13 protein-coding genes are annotated in these 15,564 nt (G+C 61.0%); 6 read left to right on the forward strand and 7 right to left on the reverse strand.

From position 1 onward, the window contains the following. Positions 1-432: 432 nt before the first annotated feature. The 5 genes from PLL20_01895 to fba form a co-directional block, all read right to left on the reverse strand. A complete protein-coding gene (locus tag PLL20_01895) occupies positions 433-1,488 on the reverse strand; it encodes a type II secretion system protein (protein HPD28719.1) in 1,056 nt (351 codons plus the stop codon). 369 nt (positions 1,489-1,857) lie between these two features. Next, a complete protein-coding gene (locus tag PLL20_01900; protein ID HPD28720.1) occupies positions 1,858-2,853 on the reverse strand; it encodes a helical backbone metal receptor in 996 nt (331 codons plus the stop codon). Positions 2,854-2,894: 41 nt separating this feature from the next. Next, on the reverse strand, positions 2,895-3,206 hold the full coding sequence (locus PLL20_01905) for an MTH1187 family thiamine-binding protein (protein HPD28721.1): 312 nt from the start codon (positions 3,204-3,206) through the stop codon (positions 2,895-2,897). A gap of 138 nt (positions 3,207-3,344) precedes the next feature. Further along, the gene (locus PLL20_01910) at positions 3,345-3,839 is read right to left on the reverse strand and encodes a GNAT family N-acetyltransferase (protein HPD28722.1); all 495 of its coding nucleotides are present in this window, start codon (positions 3,837-3,839) and stop codon (positions 3,345-3,347) included. A gap of 189 nt (positions 3,840-4,028) precedes the next feature. Continuing rightward, the gene (gene fba / locus PLL20_01915) at positions 4,029-5,042 is read right to left on the reverse strand and encodes a fructose-bisphosphate aldolase class II (protein HPD28723.1); all 1,014 of its coding nucleotides are present in this window, start codon (positions 5,040-5,042) and stop codon (positions 4,029-4,031) included. A gap of 676 nt (positions 5,043-5,718) precedes the next feature. On the opposite strand from fba, the gene PLL20_01920 reads away from it, so the two are divergent. The 5 genes from PLL20_01920 (at position 5,719) to PLL20_01940 (ending at position 11,048) form a co-directional block, all read left to right on the forward strand. Continuing rightward, positions 5,719-6,366, forward strand: a complete 648-nt coding sequence (locus PLL20_01920; GenBank protein HPD28724.1) for a hypothetical protein — start codon at positions 5,719-5,721, stop codon at positions 6,364-6,366. 377 nt (positions 6,367-6,743) lie between these two features. Continuing rightward, positions 6,744-8,570: a tetratricopeptide repeat protein gene (locus tag PLL20_01925; GenBank protein HPD28725.1), complete on the forward strand. Its 1,827-nt coding sequence runs from the start codon at positions 6,744-6,746 to the stop codon at positions 8,568-8,570. 40 nt (positions 8,571-8,610) lie between these two features. Beyond that, a complete protein-coding gene (locus PLL20_01930; GenBank protein HPD28726.1) occupies positions 8,611-8,790 on the forward strand; it encodes a DUF5989 family protein in 180 nt (59 codons plus the stop codon). A gap of 15 nt (positions 8,791-8,805) precedes the next feature. After that, entirely contained in the window at positions 8,806-10,620 is a 1,815-nt protein-coding gene (locus PLL20_01935; GenBank protein ID HPD28727.1) for a carbamoyltransferase, read from the forward strand. A gap of 2 nt (positions 10,621-10,622) precedes the next feature. Next, the gene (locus tag PLL20_01940) at positions 10,623-11,048 is read left to right on the forward strand and encodes an SxtJ family membrane protein (GenBank protein HPD28728.1); all 426 of its coding nucleotides are present in this window, start codon (positions 10,623-10,625) and stop codon (positions 11,046-11,048) included. 94 nt (positions 11,049-11,142) lie between these two features. Here the strand turns inward: PLL20_01940 and PLL20_01945 are convergent, their stop codons facing one another. Next, positions 11,143-11,844 (reverse strand): hypothetical protein, encoded by a 702-nt coding sequence (locus tag PLL20_01945; GenBank protein HPD28729.1) that lies wholly within the window; start codon positions 11,842-11,844, stop codon positions 11,143-11,145. Between the two features lie 406 nt (positions 11,845-12,250). Continuing rightward, entirely contained in the window at positions 12,251-13,174 is a 924-nt protein-coding gene (locus PLL20_01950; protein ID HPD28730.1) for an NAD-dependent epimerase/dehydratase family protein, read from the reverse strand. A gap of 238 nt (positions 13,175-13,412) precedes the next feature. On the opposite strand from PLL20_01950, the gene PLL20_01955 reads away from it, so the two are divergent. Continuing rightward, entirely contained in the window at positions 13,413-15,509 is a 2,097-nt protein-coding gene (locus PLL20_01955) for a sodium:solute symporter (GenBank protein HPD28731.1), read from the forward strand. The last annotated feature ends 55 nt before the right edge of the window (positions 15,510-15,564 follow it).

A 15,564-nucleotide genomic window follows, 5' to 3' on the forward strand; every position in this document is an offset into this window, starting at 1 on the left:
TCATGTCCACAGCTCTGCGCGGGGACGTGGCTCGATCTGAAAGCTCAAAACCAAAAGGCGAATGCTGATCGCTTTTTTCTGTATAGAAGTCGACAGGTTCGAGGGTCTGCGCGCCGGCTCGTGATGATCCCACAATCTGACGAGCCGCGCGGTGGGCCCGGACGCCCGAGAGGCCGGCTTCCTCGCCTAACCGATCACGGACCACTGTCCACTCGCCGTCCATCTTCTCTTGGCGTCATGGCGGTCCCATTCGCTCGCCTTTTACATCCGTGCGATCGCTGTGATCTGTGGTCACACTTCTTGTAGCCGGCCGCCCCGGCCTTGTTTTATCCTTCATCCTTCCGCCTTCATCCTATCTTCCGGCACCTCCGTCCCATCCGGCCAATTCCCAATTCTCAACTCGTAATTCCTACCGGCACTACTCCCCGCTCGTCAGTATCCTTGCTCGGGGCCGCCTTTTCGTGACCCGATCCAAAGCGAACGAGTGATTGTGGGAGCATTTTCCGGGTTGGAGGGATCGGCCTGGAATAACTGGTAGTATGCCAATGCCTCCACGTGCCCGTCCATGAAGCCCGAGTTGGCCCTGGTCCGTGGTTCATAGAGGCCGTCGACGGCCTGGGTGGGCAGGTGGAATTGTTTGGTGAAGTCCGAGCCGCGTCCGCCGAGAAACGGCCTCACTGCTTTGCCTCCGTGGCGGAAGCGGAGCACCTTGCCAAGATGATCGCGGGGGCGGCTTCCCTGGCTGGTCGCCCCGAAGTCCTCGGCGAACACGCCCAGCTTGCCGGCCTCCACCACGACAATCGGCGATCCTTTGACATTGCGGAGGCCGGCACTGGCATTGGCGCCGAAGCTGCTCCAGAACAGCGGGACAGTGATCGGACCGTTCGAGGCCGTGTTGGTCCACAGTTGCTCGCCTCGATAGGAATAGCCTCGGTGGTCGTAGTACGTAACGTCGCGCCGGACCGTCGCCGTGGTTGTGGTTTGTCCTGGGGTGGCGGTGAAGTCCATCAGGCAGTCGCCGGTGGGCTCCGAGTACGAATCGCCGCCGAACATGTTGCCAAGAACCTGATCCTGGAAATCAAAAGTCCAGTTGTCGCCGCTGCGTCGGAACCGGTTGAAGATGGATGCGCCGGAGCTGATGCCCTCAGAGCCCTGGTGGCCGTACTGCTCGTCGTAGACCGCCGGGATGGGCTTGGGGTCAGGGTCCGCAGGGCACAGGAAAATATTGGGGGCCCCGGCGTTGCGTTTGAAGGAGTCAACGGCCCAGCCATAGTTCAGACTCCACTGCTCCTTACGCATTTGCGTTTCGGCCTGCATCAGGAGAACCCCGGTCAGGCCCTGTCGCAGATTGCTGGCACACACCGATCTCTGCGCGAGATTGCGTGCGTTGATCAAGGAAGGAATGAGGATGGCAACGAGGAGAGCGATGATCGCCACGACGACCAGCACTTCGATCAACGTGAAACCGGTTCGAGCCGACGGTTTCATGCGTCCTCTCCGGATGCCGAGGTGACCGGGCTCTGCAAGATACCGTCCCCGCCGCAAGTCCCACGCTCAGGCGCGCAGAAAACGGGGGGCCTTCTCCCACCCATCATGTCCGATTCAAGGGATCTCCGTCCAGCCCCGCCATCGGTTCTGGCTAATGAACATTATACCCGGCGTGAGGAAGATATAAGATAGCACAGTCCCGCAAGAAGGCTGGGACAGGCCTGACCCCCGGGGCCGGCAGCCCGAGTTGTCAGTCTTCAGTTCTCAGTCGAGGCAGGGCCGGTGTCTCCGCCCAACTGACGACGGATCACTGAGAACTGACCATTCGCTTTCCCATCCGGTCAATTCCCAATTCTCCAATCTCAATTCTCAATTCGTCCCTTCGCCCTCGGCCAAGGCGGTGATGAAATGGTGGAGGGCGATGGCCACCCGCGGGCCGGCGCTGAGCCACTCCGAGCCGCCGACCCGGGCGACACGCCGCTCGCGGATGGCGGGGATCCCCCCGACCTTTGCCCACGTTCGATAGAGATCGTCCCATTGCCGATCGGTCAGAGGCTCGCCGAACGTCAGGATCGCCTCAACGTCCAGCGTCAGCAGCCGCTCAAGGCCGATTTCGCCGTGCGAGACGGGCATGGCCCCCGCGGCGGCGTTTTGTTGGCCCGCCGCCTGCAAGAGGCTTTCCAGAAACGAACCCGGGCCGGCCACCCAGACCGGTCTGGGTGGAACGGGTAGATCACCCAGTATGATCAGAACGCGGCGGCGAGGCAGGTCCAAACGGCGGGCCGTCTGACGCAGCGTTTCCAAGTCATTGCGAATAAACGCGGCCAGCGCGGTTGCGGTCTTGGGCCGGCCGCACAGGCTGCCGATGCGTTCGATGGCGGTGTAGACCTCTTCAAGCGTATCGTGTGGAAGAGCGGCATGCGGCAGGCCGAGCTTGCCCAGGGCATCGATTACCTGTCCGCTGTTTCGCGTGACGAGGATGAGGTCGGGCTTGAGGGTCTTTATCATGTCGAGGTTGACCGTCACCAGCGAACCGACATCGGCCACGCGTTCGATGCCCGGCGGATGAGTGCAGTAGGGGGTACGGCCGACCAAGCGGTCGCGCAACCCCAGAGCGCAGACGATTTCGGTGATGCTCGGGGCAAGGGAGATCAGCCGGTTCGGACCCTTATCGCGTTCGGAGGGGTCAACCCACGGGTTGGCGACGTAATCGCGAGGTTCGCTGATGCGGAGGGCCCGCCCGGCCGGCCGGCTGGTCACGGCCGGCGGCTGCCCGCTCGCCACCAGGTGACTGCGAACGCGCAGCCCCACGGCCGCAATAAAGACAGCCCCCGTCGCCAGGATCAACCAGTAAGAACGTCGCACGCCGACCTCACCAGCCTGCTGCGGGCCCCAGATTCCCGTCCCTACGTCTTCAGCTTCCGTCCCAGCCGCTTCTCCACGCTATCGATCTTGCTTTGCAGGCGTCCGGTCGCCCCTTTGCGCCAATCGAACTTGATCGTACAGGCGATCCGGTCGCAATCCTGGCTCATCCTTTCAAGGCATTGACCCACGACCCCGATGACCTGGTCCCACTCGCCTTCGAGGACGGTGCCCATCGCGTTCAACTGATACGGCACGCCGCTGCGATCGATGACATCAAGGCTGCGAGCGACGTATTCACCGACCGATTCCCCCTTGCCCAGCGGGAACATCGAGAATTCAAGAAGCATGGCCATGGTGCGTACTCCTCTCTGAGAATGCCGGGCATGCCCGTCTTTCTTGAGTTCGTATCATACCACCAGATTGGTTTCGCAGGACCGTTGTCAGGTGCCCGCGCGGGACAAGACGGGTCCGCGACACTCGCGGCGGCTCTGTCATGGCATCGGAGCAGAAGCGACCTTCTTGGCCAGCAACGTCACCTCGCGACCGAGAAAGATCTCGGGCTCGTACACCACCCGGCCGGTGATCGACATGCCCATGGTCTGGTAGAAAGCCAGCGCCCCATCCACGAGGGCTGCGACGGTCATCTCCTCGTGGCCGGCCCGGCGGATCATCGCTTCGCAGGCCTCGAACAGGGCCTTGCCCACCCCTTGCCGGTGGTACCGCGGATCGACGTAAAGCCGGGCGATTTCGTTACCGTGCACCGCCGCCATGCCCACAATGCCGGTTTCAGTGCAGGCGACGAGGTGCGGGCGGGATTTGGATTCCTCGCGAACCGTCTGCTCCGACGAGCGGTCGTCGACCAGGAATGCCAGTTGCCTGGCAGTCAAGTGTTCGCGGTCGCCCAGCCAGCGAAAGCAATCCCTCAGCAGTTCACTGACGCGAGGGATGTCAGTCTCAGTCATTTCGCGGATGTGCAGATTCACCATGATCCGGGCCGGTTTCACTTTTCCAGAACGGCAATCTTTACCGCAACAGAATAGCCCTGTGGCGCGGACCCAGCAACAAGAATAGTCCGGCCCGGAAGAAGCAAACCCACGGTTTACCACCGCGGGTTTGCGGAAGCCTCGTGTTTTTTCTGATCCGGCCGCAACCGGCCGAAGGGTGACAAAGGACGCTCACTTCTTGTAGAAACTGATCATGTCCTTACAGGTTTTGATCTTGATCTTCCCGGCGTTGCCGGCCTGACCGAAGGCGGTCATGCGAGCGATGCAGATCTGCTTCATCATCTCGCGGGCCGGGCCGAGGTAATCACGAGGATCGAACTTGTCGGGCGTCTCGGCGAAGACCTTGCGGATCGCGGCAGTGATGGCCAGGCGGTTGTCGGTGTCCACGTTGATCTTTCGGACGCCGTGTTTGATACCCCGTTGGATTTCCTCGACGGGCACGCCGTAGCTTTCCTTCATCTTGCCGCCGTATTTGTTGATGAGGTCGACCAGCTCGCGAGGGACGCTTGACGATCCGTGCATGACCAGGTGGCAGTTAGGCAGGCGGCGGTGAATCTCCTCGATGATGTCCATCTTGAGGACGTCGCCGGTGGGTTTCTTGGTGAACTTGTAGGCGCCGTGGCTGGTGCCGATCGCCACTGCCAGGGCGTCGACGCCGGTGTCGGCTACGAACTTCTCGGCCAGGGCCGGGTCAGTGACATGTTCGAGGCCGGTGCCGCCGGCACCGTGGCCGTCTTCAATGCCGCCGAGCACGCCGATCTCGCCTTCGACGGTCACGCCCACGGCGTGGGCCATCTGGACGACCTCCCTGGTGACTTTCACGTTGTACTCATAGCTGCTGGGCGTCTTGCCGTCCTCGCTGAGCGAGCCATCCATCATGACGCTGGTGAATCCCTGCTCGATAGCACTCTTGCAGGTGGCCGGGCTGTTGCCGTGGTCCTGGTGCATGGCGATCGGGATCTTGGGGTACAGTTCGACGGCGGCGAGCATCAAATGTCGCAGGTAAGCGTCGTTGGTGTACTTGCGAGCTCCGCGGCTGGCCTGGACGATCACGGGGCTGTCTGTTTCCTTGGCCGCCTCCATGATTGCCTGGATCTGCTCCATGTTGTTGACGTTCAGTGCGGCGATGCCGTAGTTGTTTTCAGCCGCGTGGTCCAGCAAGATGCGCATCGGTACAAGTGGCATGTCGATTGATCTCCTCAAACACGCTTTGTGGTTCGTCCCTTCGCTATCGGCCGGCCAGGGCTTGGCAGCGCCCCGGTCCGGGCAGGCAGACGCGGAAGTGTACCAGCATCCGCGAGGAATTGCACCTAGCCGGATCGAGCGAGCGGAACCGGAGGAAGCCGGTCGGGACGGCGGCCTTGGCCGCAGGACCGATCGTCACCCGACCCTCTGCTTGTAACCTATTGTCGAGTAAGATGTTATACGAGAACATGTGGTCTTGCCGTGGGACGATCTTTTCGGATGTTGGCGTTCGAAGCAGGCAGCAGGAGTTGTGTTTGGTAAAAGGGAAAGTTTCTCCTTGACACACCGTGTTTTGTTGAGGAAAATGAGGCTGTTGAAGGTCGGGAAGCTCGAGTGGCCGAGCATGTCTAAAGGCTGATGAACTCGAGCAGCACTCACATTTCATGGGAGAGCGGAGGGGCCGGGGGATGGGAAGGCAATCCCGGTCAGAAGAACATTGAGCGTTGGCCGGCTTCGACCAGTGGCGATGTGGCTGTGGACTTCGTGAGCAGTAATCAGTTCGGCCGAAGTCAGCCTTTGCATATGGTATCGGTCTGAGGATTGGTGCCGAGGCGCGCGCCCTCGGCAATCAGCGGTTCAAGTATATAGTGGGTTCTCTTTTTGGAGGAGCAAGGCGATGAAGATGTTACTAGGTTCAATTGCGGTGATGCTGTGCATTCCCGCGTTGGTGTGGGCCGATGCGCCGCCGGGGACAATCGTCTATATCGAGGACGACTTCCTGCCGGACCAGGACATGAACGGCTGGACGACGTATGGGAACGCGACCATCGGGAACCCCTCGGGAAACGGATTCAGCCTGTGGGGGCCGTGCTACCGCAGAGCTGACGAGCAGGATGGCATCGCCGGGATCCGGGAAGGCGGCGGTGGCGGTCGCAGCTTCGGGATGTACAAGAGGTTTTACGACGAGTACATTCCTGAGGGCGAAAAGCACATCCAGGCGTGGGTCCGCATGCTTAGCTGCACCTGGGGCTGGGAATTGACGCCGGGTGCCCTGAATGTCCGGTTGGGCAAGGACCCGCTCGGCGGGACGGATCCGAATGCCCCGAGCGTGATCTGGACTGCGCCGTACTGGGGCGACTGGAACAGACTCGAGCTGATCCAGCCTTGCGTCGAGGGCTGGGAGACGATCTTTATCCAGGTCGATGGGTTCATGAACGGCTACTACCAGATTCTGGTGGACACGGTCGAGGTCTGGCAGACTCCTGAGCCGGCGGCAGCCGCCCTGCTCATGTTGGGCTTGCCCCTGTTGCGTCGACGTCGCTGAAGATCCTATTCGCGGCGGCGGTAGGTGTGCGGTCGGCACCGATCGGCGTGCTGCCGGCCCCCGCCGAGGGGCTGTTCCGCAGGCGCGACGCGGACAAACGCGCAGCGCAATGGACTACTGGAAGCTTGCGAGTCGTGTTCCGGCTCGCAGGCTTCCGGTGCGCAGACATGGTGCCGGTAATCGACAGGACGGCAGCCGGGGACTGGATGTTCGACCAGTTGAATCGGTCCGGGTGAAGCATTCCCTGAGTATCATCGGGTATGTGGGTCCTTGCGTGCGCCAGCCGATGGGAGCAAACTGGAAGCGTGAATCGGCGAAGCAAACGAAGGCTTGAGGACCCACGGGGCACAATCGCGACAGGGCTGCCGAAAAAGCGGATGAAATGGTGGCAGCGGCTTGCTCTGCTGGGCTTTTCGTTCATCCTGCTCGTGCTGATGGAACTGGCGTTACGGGTTGTCGGCTACGGCCCCGATCCGGATCTGATGGTGCGTCGAGCCGAAGTCGAGGGCGGACGAATCATCGGCCTCAATCCGGTGGCCTGGAAGCGTTTCGCGTTGCGCCCGACTCCCCACCGTCCCGGCGAAGGCGTCCTCAAAGTCCACGATTTCCGCGACCCGAAGCCACCCGGAATCTTTCGGGTTTTTTTTCTTGGCGAGAGCAGCGTCCAGGGGGTGCCCTATGAGCGAAACGCTACCATGTGCGCATTTCTTGAGGCGCTGCTTGCAGCGGCTTGGCCCGAGATTCGCGTCGAGGTCATCAATTGCGGCGTCACGGCGGTCAACAGCTACAGTCTGCGAGCCTGGCTTCCCGAGGTGCTTGAATACGAGCCCGACCTCCTGGTGGTGTATGCAGGGCATAACGAGTTCTACGGGTTTTATGGGCCGGGGTCGTTGCACGGGGTCGGGACAAGCCGGAAGGCTGTTCTCACCCACATGTGGATTCGCCAGTTGCGACTCAGCCAGGTCATCCGGGACGGGCTTGATACGTTCCGCTCGCCTCCGCCGCCGGAGTCTGCGGCAACACTGATGGAAATGATGGCGAAAGACCGGCTGATCCGACTAGGAAGTGGCGTCTACAGCGCGTGCCGCGAAAACTTCCGGGCCAATTTGAACGACATGGTTCAAGCAGCGCAGGGAGCAGGCGTTCCGATGGTTCTCTGCGGTCTGGTCAGCAACGAGCGAGATCTGGTGCCGATGGTTTCTGCCAATCGTGAGGGTCTCTCGCGACAGCAAGAAGACCAATGGCGCAGGGACTTTCAGGAAGGGGCCGGTATGGTGTCGGCCGGCCGATGGGGGGAGGCTCTCCCGCTTCTCGAGCGAGCCGCTCAAATCGATGACACCCATGCGGAGCTGGTTTACCGCCTGGCCCAGTGCCAGCAGCATCTGGGACAGCCGCACGAGGCCAGGGCCCTCTATCGCCGGGCTCGAGATCTGGATTGCCTGCGGTTTCGGGCCACCGGCGAATTCAGTGAGGTGATCCGCAGCGTGGCCGGAAAGCGTTGCATCTTCGTTGACACCGCCGCGGCCTTCGAAGCTGCCAGTCCCGACGGACTCATCGGCTGGAACCTGATGACCGATCACCTTCACCCCACGGTATACGGGCACTACCTGATCGCCCGGAGTATCTGCCATGCGCTCGCGGCGGAATGTGAGCGTCTTGGTCTGCGTGCCATAGAGCCCGATTCGCTTCCGCAATTTGAACGGGCGGCGGAGGTGCTGGGCTGCGACCAACTGACCGAGCTGATCGGATCCCTGCACATCCTGAAACTGATGCAGGCGTACCCGTTTGCGGGCACGCCAAACGCCGCCCGGGCCGCTGAACTCCTGACCAGTACCGCGCGTGACATGGCATCGCTGCCGCAGGAAATCGTTCCCGTGATCGATCAATGGATCAAGGGAGGCAGCAAAGGCTCGCTGCACTTCGCGGTAGCCCGCCTTTACGAGTCGAGCGGCCAAACCGACAAAGCAATGCCTTATTTGCGCCGCGCCGAGCGTACGACGGAGCCTCACAGCCCTGAAGCGGTCGAGATCAAACTGGAGATGGCCCGCTTTCTCGCCGCCTCGACCCGGCCGGAAGATGCGGAACGGGCTGCCGAATACGCGCAGCAGGCCTTGCAGTATGTGGAGGAGTCGGCTCGTGTGCATCCGGAGGCGAAATCGCGGTTGGCCGCCGCGAGCGCGGAGATTCGACAGATGATTCGTTAGTTTCTACAATCGCCTCCGCATGAGGTTCATGGGCTGTCCGATGGCTCGGATTCAACGACATGACGGGAAGTTGTCGACTCTCCGGGAGTTGCTTGCCTTCATGTGGGGACACAAGCGATGGTGGCTGTTGCCCGTGGCGATCGTGCTGCTGCTCCTGGCGGGTCTTATCGTTTTTGCGGAGTCATCCGCCTTGGCCCCACTGATCTACACGGTGTTCTGAGGGACGCGCTTGGCGGTGCATATCCTCGGCATCTCGGCTTTCTACCATGACAGTGCGGCCTCATTGCTGCGGGACGGGCGGATTGTTGCCGCCGCCCAAGAGGAACGATTCACGCGCAGGAAGCATGACGCCTCTTTTCCCCGCGAGGCCATCCGGTATTGTCTGCGGGAAGGCGGCATAGGCGGCGATCAGCTTGACTATGTGGTATTCTATGACAAGCCGTTGCTGAAATTCGATCGGCTGCTGCAAACCTATTGCTCGTTTGCTCCGCGGGGAATCCGGTCGTTCCTTACCGCGATGCCGGTCTGGCTGAAGAGCAAGCTCTGGCTGCGCAACCTGATTCGGGAGGAACTGGCCGGTTGTGGCGAGATCCTCTTCTGTGAACACCATGGGTCGCACGCGGCGAGCGCTTTTTTCCCCAGCCCCTTCGAAAGAGCGGCGATACTGACCATCGACGGCGTGGGCGAATGGACGACCACGGCCTGGGGCGTGGGGGAGGGCAACCGCATCCGGATCGATGCCGAGATCTGCTTTCCCCATTCGCTGGGGCTTCTGTATTCGGCATTCACCTATTACTGCGGATTCCGCGTCAACGGCGGCGAATACAAGCTCATGGGCCTGGCTCCTTACGGTGAGCCCCGATACGTCGATCTTATTCTCGAACGGGTGATGGAGCTGAAGGAGGACGGTTCTTTCAGGCTTAACCTTGACTACTTCAACTACTGCACCGGCCTGACGATGACGAGCCGTCGGCTGCACCGCCTGTTTGGGGGCGAGCCGCGACGACCTGAATCCGAGATTACCCAGCGGGATTGCGACATCGCAAGGAGCGTCCAATACGTTACCGAGGAAGCGATGTTGCGCATGGCTCGCCACGTTCACGAGCAGACCGGATGCCGCCATCTCTGCCTGGCCGGGGGAGTAGCGCTCAATTGCGTCGGCAACGGGCGCATTCTGCGCGAGGGACCCTTCGATGACATCTGGATTCAGCCGGCTTCCGGCGACGCCGGTGGTGCGCTGGGTGCAGCCTTGTCGGTCTGGCACCAATACCTCGGCCGCGAGCGGGAGACGGGCGGCGGGGCGGACGGGATGCAAGGCGCGCAACTCGGTCCGTGCTTCGTGACCGACCAGATCGAGCGATTCCTGGAGCAGGAACATATTCCCGCGAACCATTATTCGTTCAGCGAACTTGCTCAACGCGCAGCGGAGCTGATCGCTTCCGGGCACGTGCTCGGCTGGTTTGACGGCCGTATGGAGTTTGGGCCCCGAGCCCTCGGCAACCGCAGCATACTGGCCGACGCTCGAAAACCGGAGATGCAGGCCACCCTGAACCTCAAGATCAAGTTTCGCGAGTCGTTTCGCCCCTTCGCTCCGGCCGTTTTGCTGGAGCGCGTCACCGACTACTTCGAACTCGATCGTCCGAGCCCGTACATGTTGCTTGTGGCTCGCGTCCGCGAGTCGCACCGACGTCTTCCTTCTGAAAGCGAACGACGCGAAGGGCTGGATCGCAGAAAGGAGATTCGTAGCGACGTGCCCGCCATTACCCACGTGGACTGCTCGGCAAGGATTCAGACGGTTGATGTCCGGGATAATGATCGCTTTCACCGGCTCCTTTGCGCCTTTGAACACCTGACGGGATGCCCGATGGTCATCAACACCAGCTTCAATATTCGCGGGGAGCCGATCGTCTGTTCACCGTCGGACGCCTACCGTTGTTTCATGCGAACGCAGATGGACTACCTTGTTCTCGGGGACTACCTGTTGGCCAAGGGTTGCCAGCCTGAGTCCAAGCGGCAATCGATTCCTTCCCCGGCGGAGATCATCGACTGACCATGCGTGGCTGCGGTATCCATGGTGAACCTTCCCAGAGAGCGGAGCTACGTCGATTCGGCGCAGTCTTGGGATTGGCTCTCATAATTCTTGCAGTGGTCTTCTGCTGCCGACGACATTCGCTGTACCTGCCGGCCGCGATGGCCGTGGCCGGTTCCGTGCTGATGGTATCAGGCTTGGCATTCCCCTTGGTGCTTCTACCTGTCCGACGCACGTGGGCGATGCTGGGGGCAGGATTGGGTTGGCTCAATACTCGTGTTCTGTTGACGATCGTGTTTTACGCAATCGTAACGCCTACGTCACTGTTGTTGCGGCTTGCACGGCGAGATCCGATGAATCGTCGTTGGCGCGAGCCCGGTACGAGCAGCTACTGGGTCAGGCGCGAGCCCAAACCTTTTGAGAGCGGTGACATGCGCAGACAGTTCTGAATCCGCCTTGGCTCCCACGGGGCTTGGACGTTTGATCGGGGCACGCCGTGCGGTTGTGTGGCCGGCGGGGCTTGTACCATTCGTAATCTGCAGATCAAGCTTGCTGACGCCGCCGCAGGACGAGAATAACGGCTGACGCCAGCAAAGCGAGGCTGAAGGGTTCGGGAAGGCACCGGCTTTCCAGATCAACATTGTCGATACCCACAACCCCAAGCTTGGGAAAATGCACGTGGGACTCGAACGCCAGCTCCAGAAACCTGGGCTGGAAGGGGAGTTCCAGTCGGATGTCCGCGTGCTTCCACTCCGGCGCTCCCGTGTCGGGATACCGCCACTCCTCGAACACGAGATGACGATGACAATCGAGGCCGTCGGGGGCAGGCGGCTCGCTGCCGTCGCCCTGCCAATGGAGGTAGACGAGGAGGCCCACCTTTCGCTGAGCATCACTACCGACGGAATCAAGAAGATAATCGAACTCGAGGTCGATGAGCTTGCCTGTCCCGGCCGGTTCCCAGCCTGGGGATTGGGTTCCGTCCATTACTTGCCTGAGCACGCCGGCCGGCTCATTGTGGTTGCCGTTCCAGCGCAAGATCTGGCCGGCCCACTTTTGGCCGCCGGCGGGGTTGACCGGAACGTCGTCTTGTCCCTGGTTGAACAAGCCAAACGATGATTGCGTCCACGGCGTCCAGCCCCCCGTTTCAAAGTCGCCGTTGGCAATCTCGTTTGCCAGGCCAAGCGTACCGGCCACTGCGGAGGCCGCCGACACCAGGTACAGCGCGAGGCATACAAGCTTGCACATGATCTCTCTCTCCCTTGTTGTACAGGCAACGATCACATAACCACAGGCCCTCATATGGGCCGACCGGCGCAGCGTCTCGGAGGAACGTTCCGCGCCGAACGTTGACCTCCGTGCCTTGCTGCCGGATCATCCCTGACGGTTGGTTGGTCCCAGGCTTATCCCCGACCACGGAGAGTGGTTCCCACGAAGCCGACCTTGAGAGCTTCTGCTTCGTTCCAGATAAAGGTATTCTTGCCCGATGCTATTGCCGGTGAATTGCAACGTCAAGGAATCGGCCGCAGGAGGCTCTTCGGCGATTGCCATGCCCGTCGGCCAGGTGCCCGAGGCGAGATTCTTGCCCGTAGGCCTGTCGGATCGCATCCCCGCTTGGTGGCTGGACGGCGGTCGCTTGATGGATTAAGGTTTTCTAGAGCTCTCCCCTCTGTCGGGCCCAGGCGATAGCCAGGGGGATGCCCGCCGTGAGCGGCGTCTGGGGATCATAGCCGAGCAGTTCCCGGGCCTTGGAGATATCCGCGACATATCGCATGACTTCGCCGGGGCGGGCAGGTTCGTAACTGACTTTGGGTGTTTTTCCCAGTGCCAAAGAGATGATGTTCACCGCGTCCACCAGGGTGCTGCCTTGCCCATAGGCCACGTTGACGGTCTGGTTAACGACGCGGCCGGCGAGCAGGCCGTCAATCCCGCGGCGGATGCCGTCGATGCAGTCGTCAATGTAGGTGAAGTCGAAAACCTTCTCCTTGCCGTAAACGATGATCGGTTCATCGCGTGCAATTCGTCGCATGAAGAGCGGAAGAACGCGCTCCAGCCGCTCGATGTCGTTGTCGTAGCGGCCGTAGACGTTGCTGAAGCGAAAAACCAGGTAGGGCAGACCGTAGCACTCGGCATAAGAGTAAATGAACGCCTCCCCGGAGATCTTGCTGGCCGAGTAGGGGCTCTCGGCAACGACGAAATCCGCCTCTGCCTCCTCTGTGACGTGGCGGCGGATGTCCCCGTACACTTCTCGTGAACTCCCAAAAATGAGCGGCAGGCGGTGCTTGCGCGCATAGTCGAGCACCTTGAAGCACATGGTAACGTTTTCCAGGGCCCGCTCGGGGTGTTCGACCAGCTCGAAAACCTTGGCATACGCGGCCAGATGGACCACCAGATCAAACGGCCCTGCCGGGTAGTCCTTTTCGCGAGCGGTGTTCAGGTCGATCAGACAGGTCTCGATCTCGTCCGTCCAGGAATTGGGACGGCAATCGATGCCCACGACCTGGTCGCCGCGGGCCTGAAGGGCCAACGCCAGATTTGTCCCGATCTGTCCGCTCGATCCGGTTATGAGCACGCGCATGCTGAATGAACCTCTCCGGTTTTGCCAAAGTCGATCGGCTTGCCGCTTGCCAGCCTATTACCGACCCGACCGCGGGGGAGTATAGCGGCAGGGCCGCGGCATGCCAACCGGCAGGGCTCGGACTATGGGCGGGCAAGCTTGACGAGGTTCTTGTCGGCCCATACGCTTGCCGCCGTTGACCCTTCGGTATTCCTCGACGGTCTGGTGGATGAGAATGTAGAATCGCAGGAGTATTCCGGTGGAGCACCTGTCCCATCTGCTCGATTACGTGGCCGGCCTCGAGTACTTCAGATACCTCAACGGCGTCGATTATGCGGTCATGACGGTATACGCCGCCATCGTGGTGGGTATCGGGGTATACCTCAAGCGCCGAGCCTCGCGCAGCCTGGAGCACTATTTTCTTGCCGGAAGACAACTGCCCTGGTGGGCCCTCGGCGTGTCCGGAATGCTCAACTTCCTCGACATGACCGGCACGATGCTGATCGTCTCCTTTCTGTATATGCTGGGGCCCAGAGGATTGTACGTCGAGTTCAGAGGCGGCGCGGTTCTCATCCTGGCCTTTATGATGCTGTGGGTCGGGAAATGGCACTATCGCTCCAAGTGCATGACCGGTGCGGAGTGGTACGTTTACCGGTTCGGCTCCGACAACATGGCCAAGGCATCCCGACTGATTGGAGCCATCGGCGGCATTGTTCCGAGTATTGGCATGCTCGCCTACCTGATGCAGGGCGCCGGCACGTTCCTGTCGATGTTTCTGCCGTTCGGGCCCAAGACCTGTGCGGTATTGATGGTTGCCCTGACGGTGGCATACACCTTGATGTCAGGCTTTTACGGCGTGGTCTATACCGACCTCTTTCAGTCTTTCATCATCCTCGTGGCCGTCGTCATCATCTCGGTGCTGGCCGTCACCCACGTGGTCGGCTACGACGGCGACCTGGGTGCTTTAGCGCAGGAAGTAACCGGCAACCCCGACTGGATGAGCAGCGTCCCTTCCTGGCAGACTCCCATATTCAAGGACTACGATTCCGACTACCAATTCATCTTTGTGTTGGCGGTCTTTTATCTATTCCGGAACATTCTGGGCGGATTGGGCGCGGGCGCCGATCCTCGTTACTTCGGGGCCCGCAGCGAGCGGGAGTGCGGCCTGCTGACGTTCTTCTGGACCTGGCTGATGGCGTTTCGCTGGCCGCTGATGATGGGTTTCGCGGCCATGGGGTTGTTCCTGGTCAAGGGCATGTTTCCCAATCAGGAGGTTCTCGCCCAGGCATCCCAGATGGTCAAGCGCTATGTTGCTGAGCAGGCAGGCGCCCGAGGCCCCGATGCGTTGGCCGACAAGGATCTGATGAAGAGACTGCTGCCGAGGGAGAGGTGGGAAGACAAGCTCTCCGACATCAGCCGGCACCCCGAGAAATATCCCCCGTTGGCTGATTCCCTGAGAGGGGTGCTCGGTGACGGCTGGCAGAGCAAGTTGGACATGGTCAGCTACGAAGGACAGATCAACCCGGAACGGATTCTGCCCGCGGTCATTCTGCAATATCTTCCGATGGGCCTGCGCGGGCTGATGCTGGTTTCTCTGGTGGCGGCGGCGATGTCCACTTTCTCTCCGACCGTCAACATCTCGACCGCCTTGTTCACCCGCGACATCTGGCAGGCCTTCGTTCGACCGAAGGCGTCCAACCCGGAACTCATCGCCGTGAGCTGGATGTTCGGGGTTCTTCTGACCGCGGGCGGCTTTGCGATGGCCTACACGAGCAAGAACATCAACGACATTTGGGACTGGATCATCATGGGCGTGACGGCCGGACTTGCCATTCCCAACCTGTTGCGACTCTATTGGTGGAGGTTCAACGCCGGGGGAGTCGTGGTGGGGACCTTCATTGCGGTCGTCGGGGCGGTGGCGCAGCGGATCATCTGGCCGGACATGGGTCCGTACCTGAAGTTCGGTCTGAACACCAGCGTCTCCTTTGCCGGCTGCATCATCGGCACTTTCCTGACCAAGCCGACCGATCCGAGAGTGGTGGAACACTTTTACCGCACGACGCGTCCGTTCGGGTTCTGGGGGCCGTTGAAAAAGCTCTTGCCGCCCGACATGCGAACTGAGATGGATCGCGAGAACCGCCGCGATATTCTGTCATTGCCCTTTGCCCTCGGATGGCAGGTCACGTTGTTCCTGCTGCCGATGCAGCTTATCATCGGGGCGTTTAGAGACTTCGCGATCACGCTGGTGGTTTTCCTGGTGTGTCTGGGCTGGCTGCTGGTTGTCTGGTATCGCAACCTGCCGGCCGACGACTCGCCCCTCACGAAGGCCAATCCGGTATTCCCCCCTGCTTCCTGAGCGCAGAGGCCGGTTGGGCGATGCGAGCTTCTCACAAGGGGTTGGGATCGCACGG

The sequence above is a fragment of the Phycisphaerae bacterium genome (assembly GCA_035384605.1).
Lineage (GTDB): Bacteria > Planctomycetota > Phycisphaerae > UBA1845 > PWPN01 > JAUCQB01.

Coding starts and splice junctions, on each gene's coding strand:
- PLL20_01920 (HPD28724.1), top strand. CDS start 5,719: ATGAAGATGTTACTAGGTTCAATTGCGGTGATGCTGTGCATTCCCGCG.
- PLL20_01950 (HPD28730.1), bottom strand. CDS start 13,174: ATGCGCGTGCTCATAACCGGATCGAGCGGACAGATCGGGACAAATCTG.
- PLL20_01925 (HPD28725.1), top strand. CDS start 6,744: ATGAAATGGTGGCAGCGGCTTGCTCTGCTGGGCTTTTCGTTCATCCTG.
- PLL20_01930 (HPD28726.1), top strand. CDS start 8,611: ATGGCTCGGATTCAACGACATGACGGGAAGTTGTCGACTCTCCGGGAG.
- PLL20_01910 (HPD28722.1), bottom strand. CDS start 3,839: ATGGTGAATCTGCACATCCGCGAAATGACTGAGACTGACATCCCTCGC.
- PLL20_01895 (HPD28719.1), bottom strand. CDS start 1,488: ATGAAACCGTCGGCTCGAACCGGTTTCACGTTGATCGAAGTGCTGGTC.
- PLL20_01940 (HPD28728.1), top strand. CDS start 10,623: ATGCGTGGCTGCGGTATCCATGGTGAACCTTCCCAGAGAGCGGAGCTA.
- fba (HPD28723.1), bottom strand. CDS start 5,042: ATGCCACTTGTACCGATGCGCATCTTGCTGGACCACGCGGCTGAAAAC.
- PLL20_01905 (HPD28721.1), bottom strand. CDS start 3,206: ATGGCCATGCTTCTTGAATTCTCGATGTTCCCGCTGGGCAAGGGGGAA.
- PLL20_01945 (HPD28729.1), bottom strand. CDS start 11,844: ATGTGCAAGCTTGTATGCCTCGCGCTGTACCTGGTGTCGGCGGCCTCC.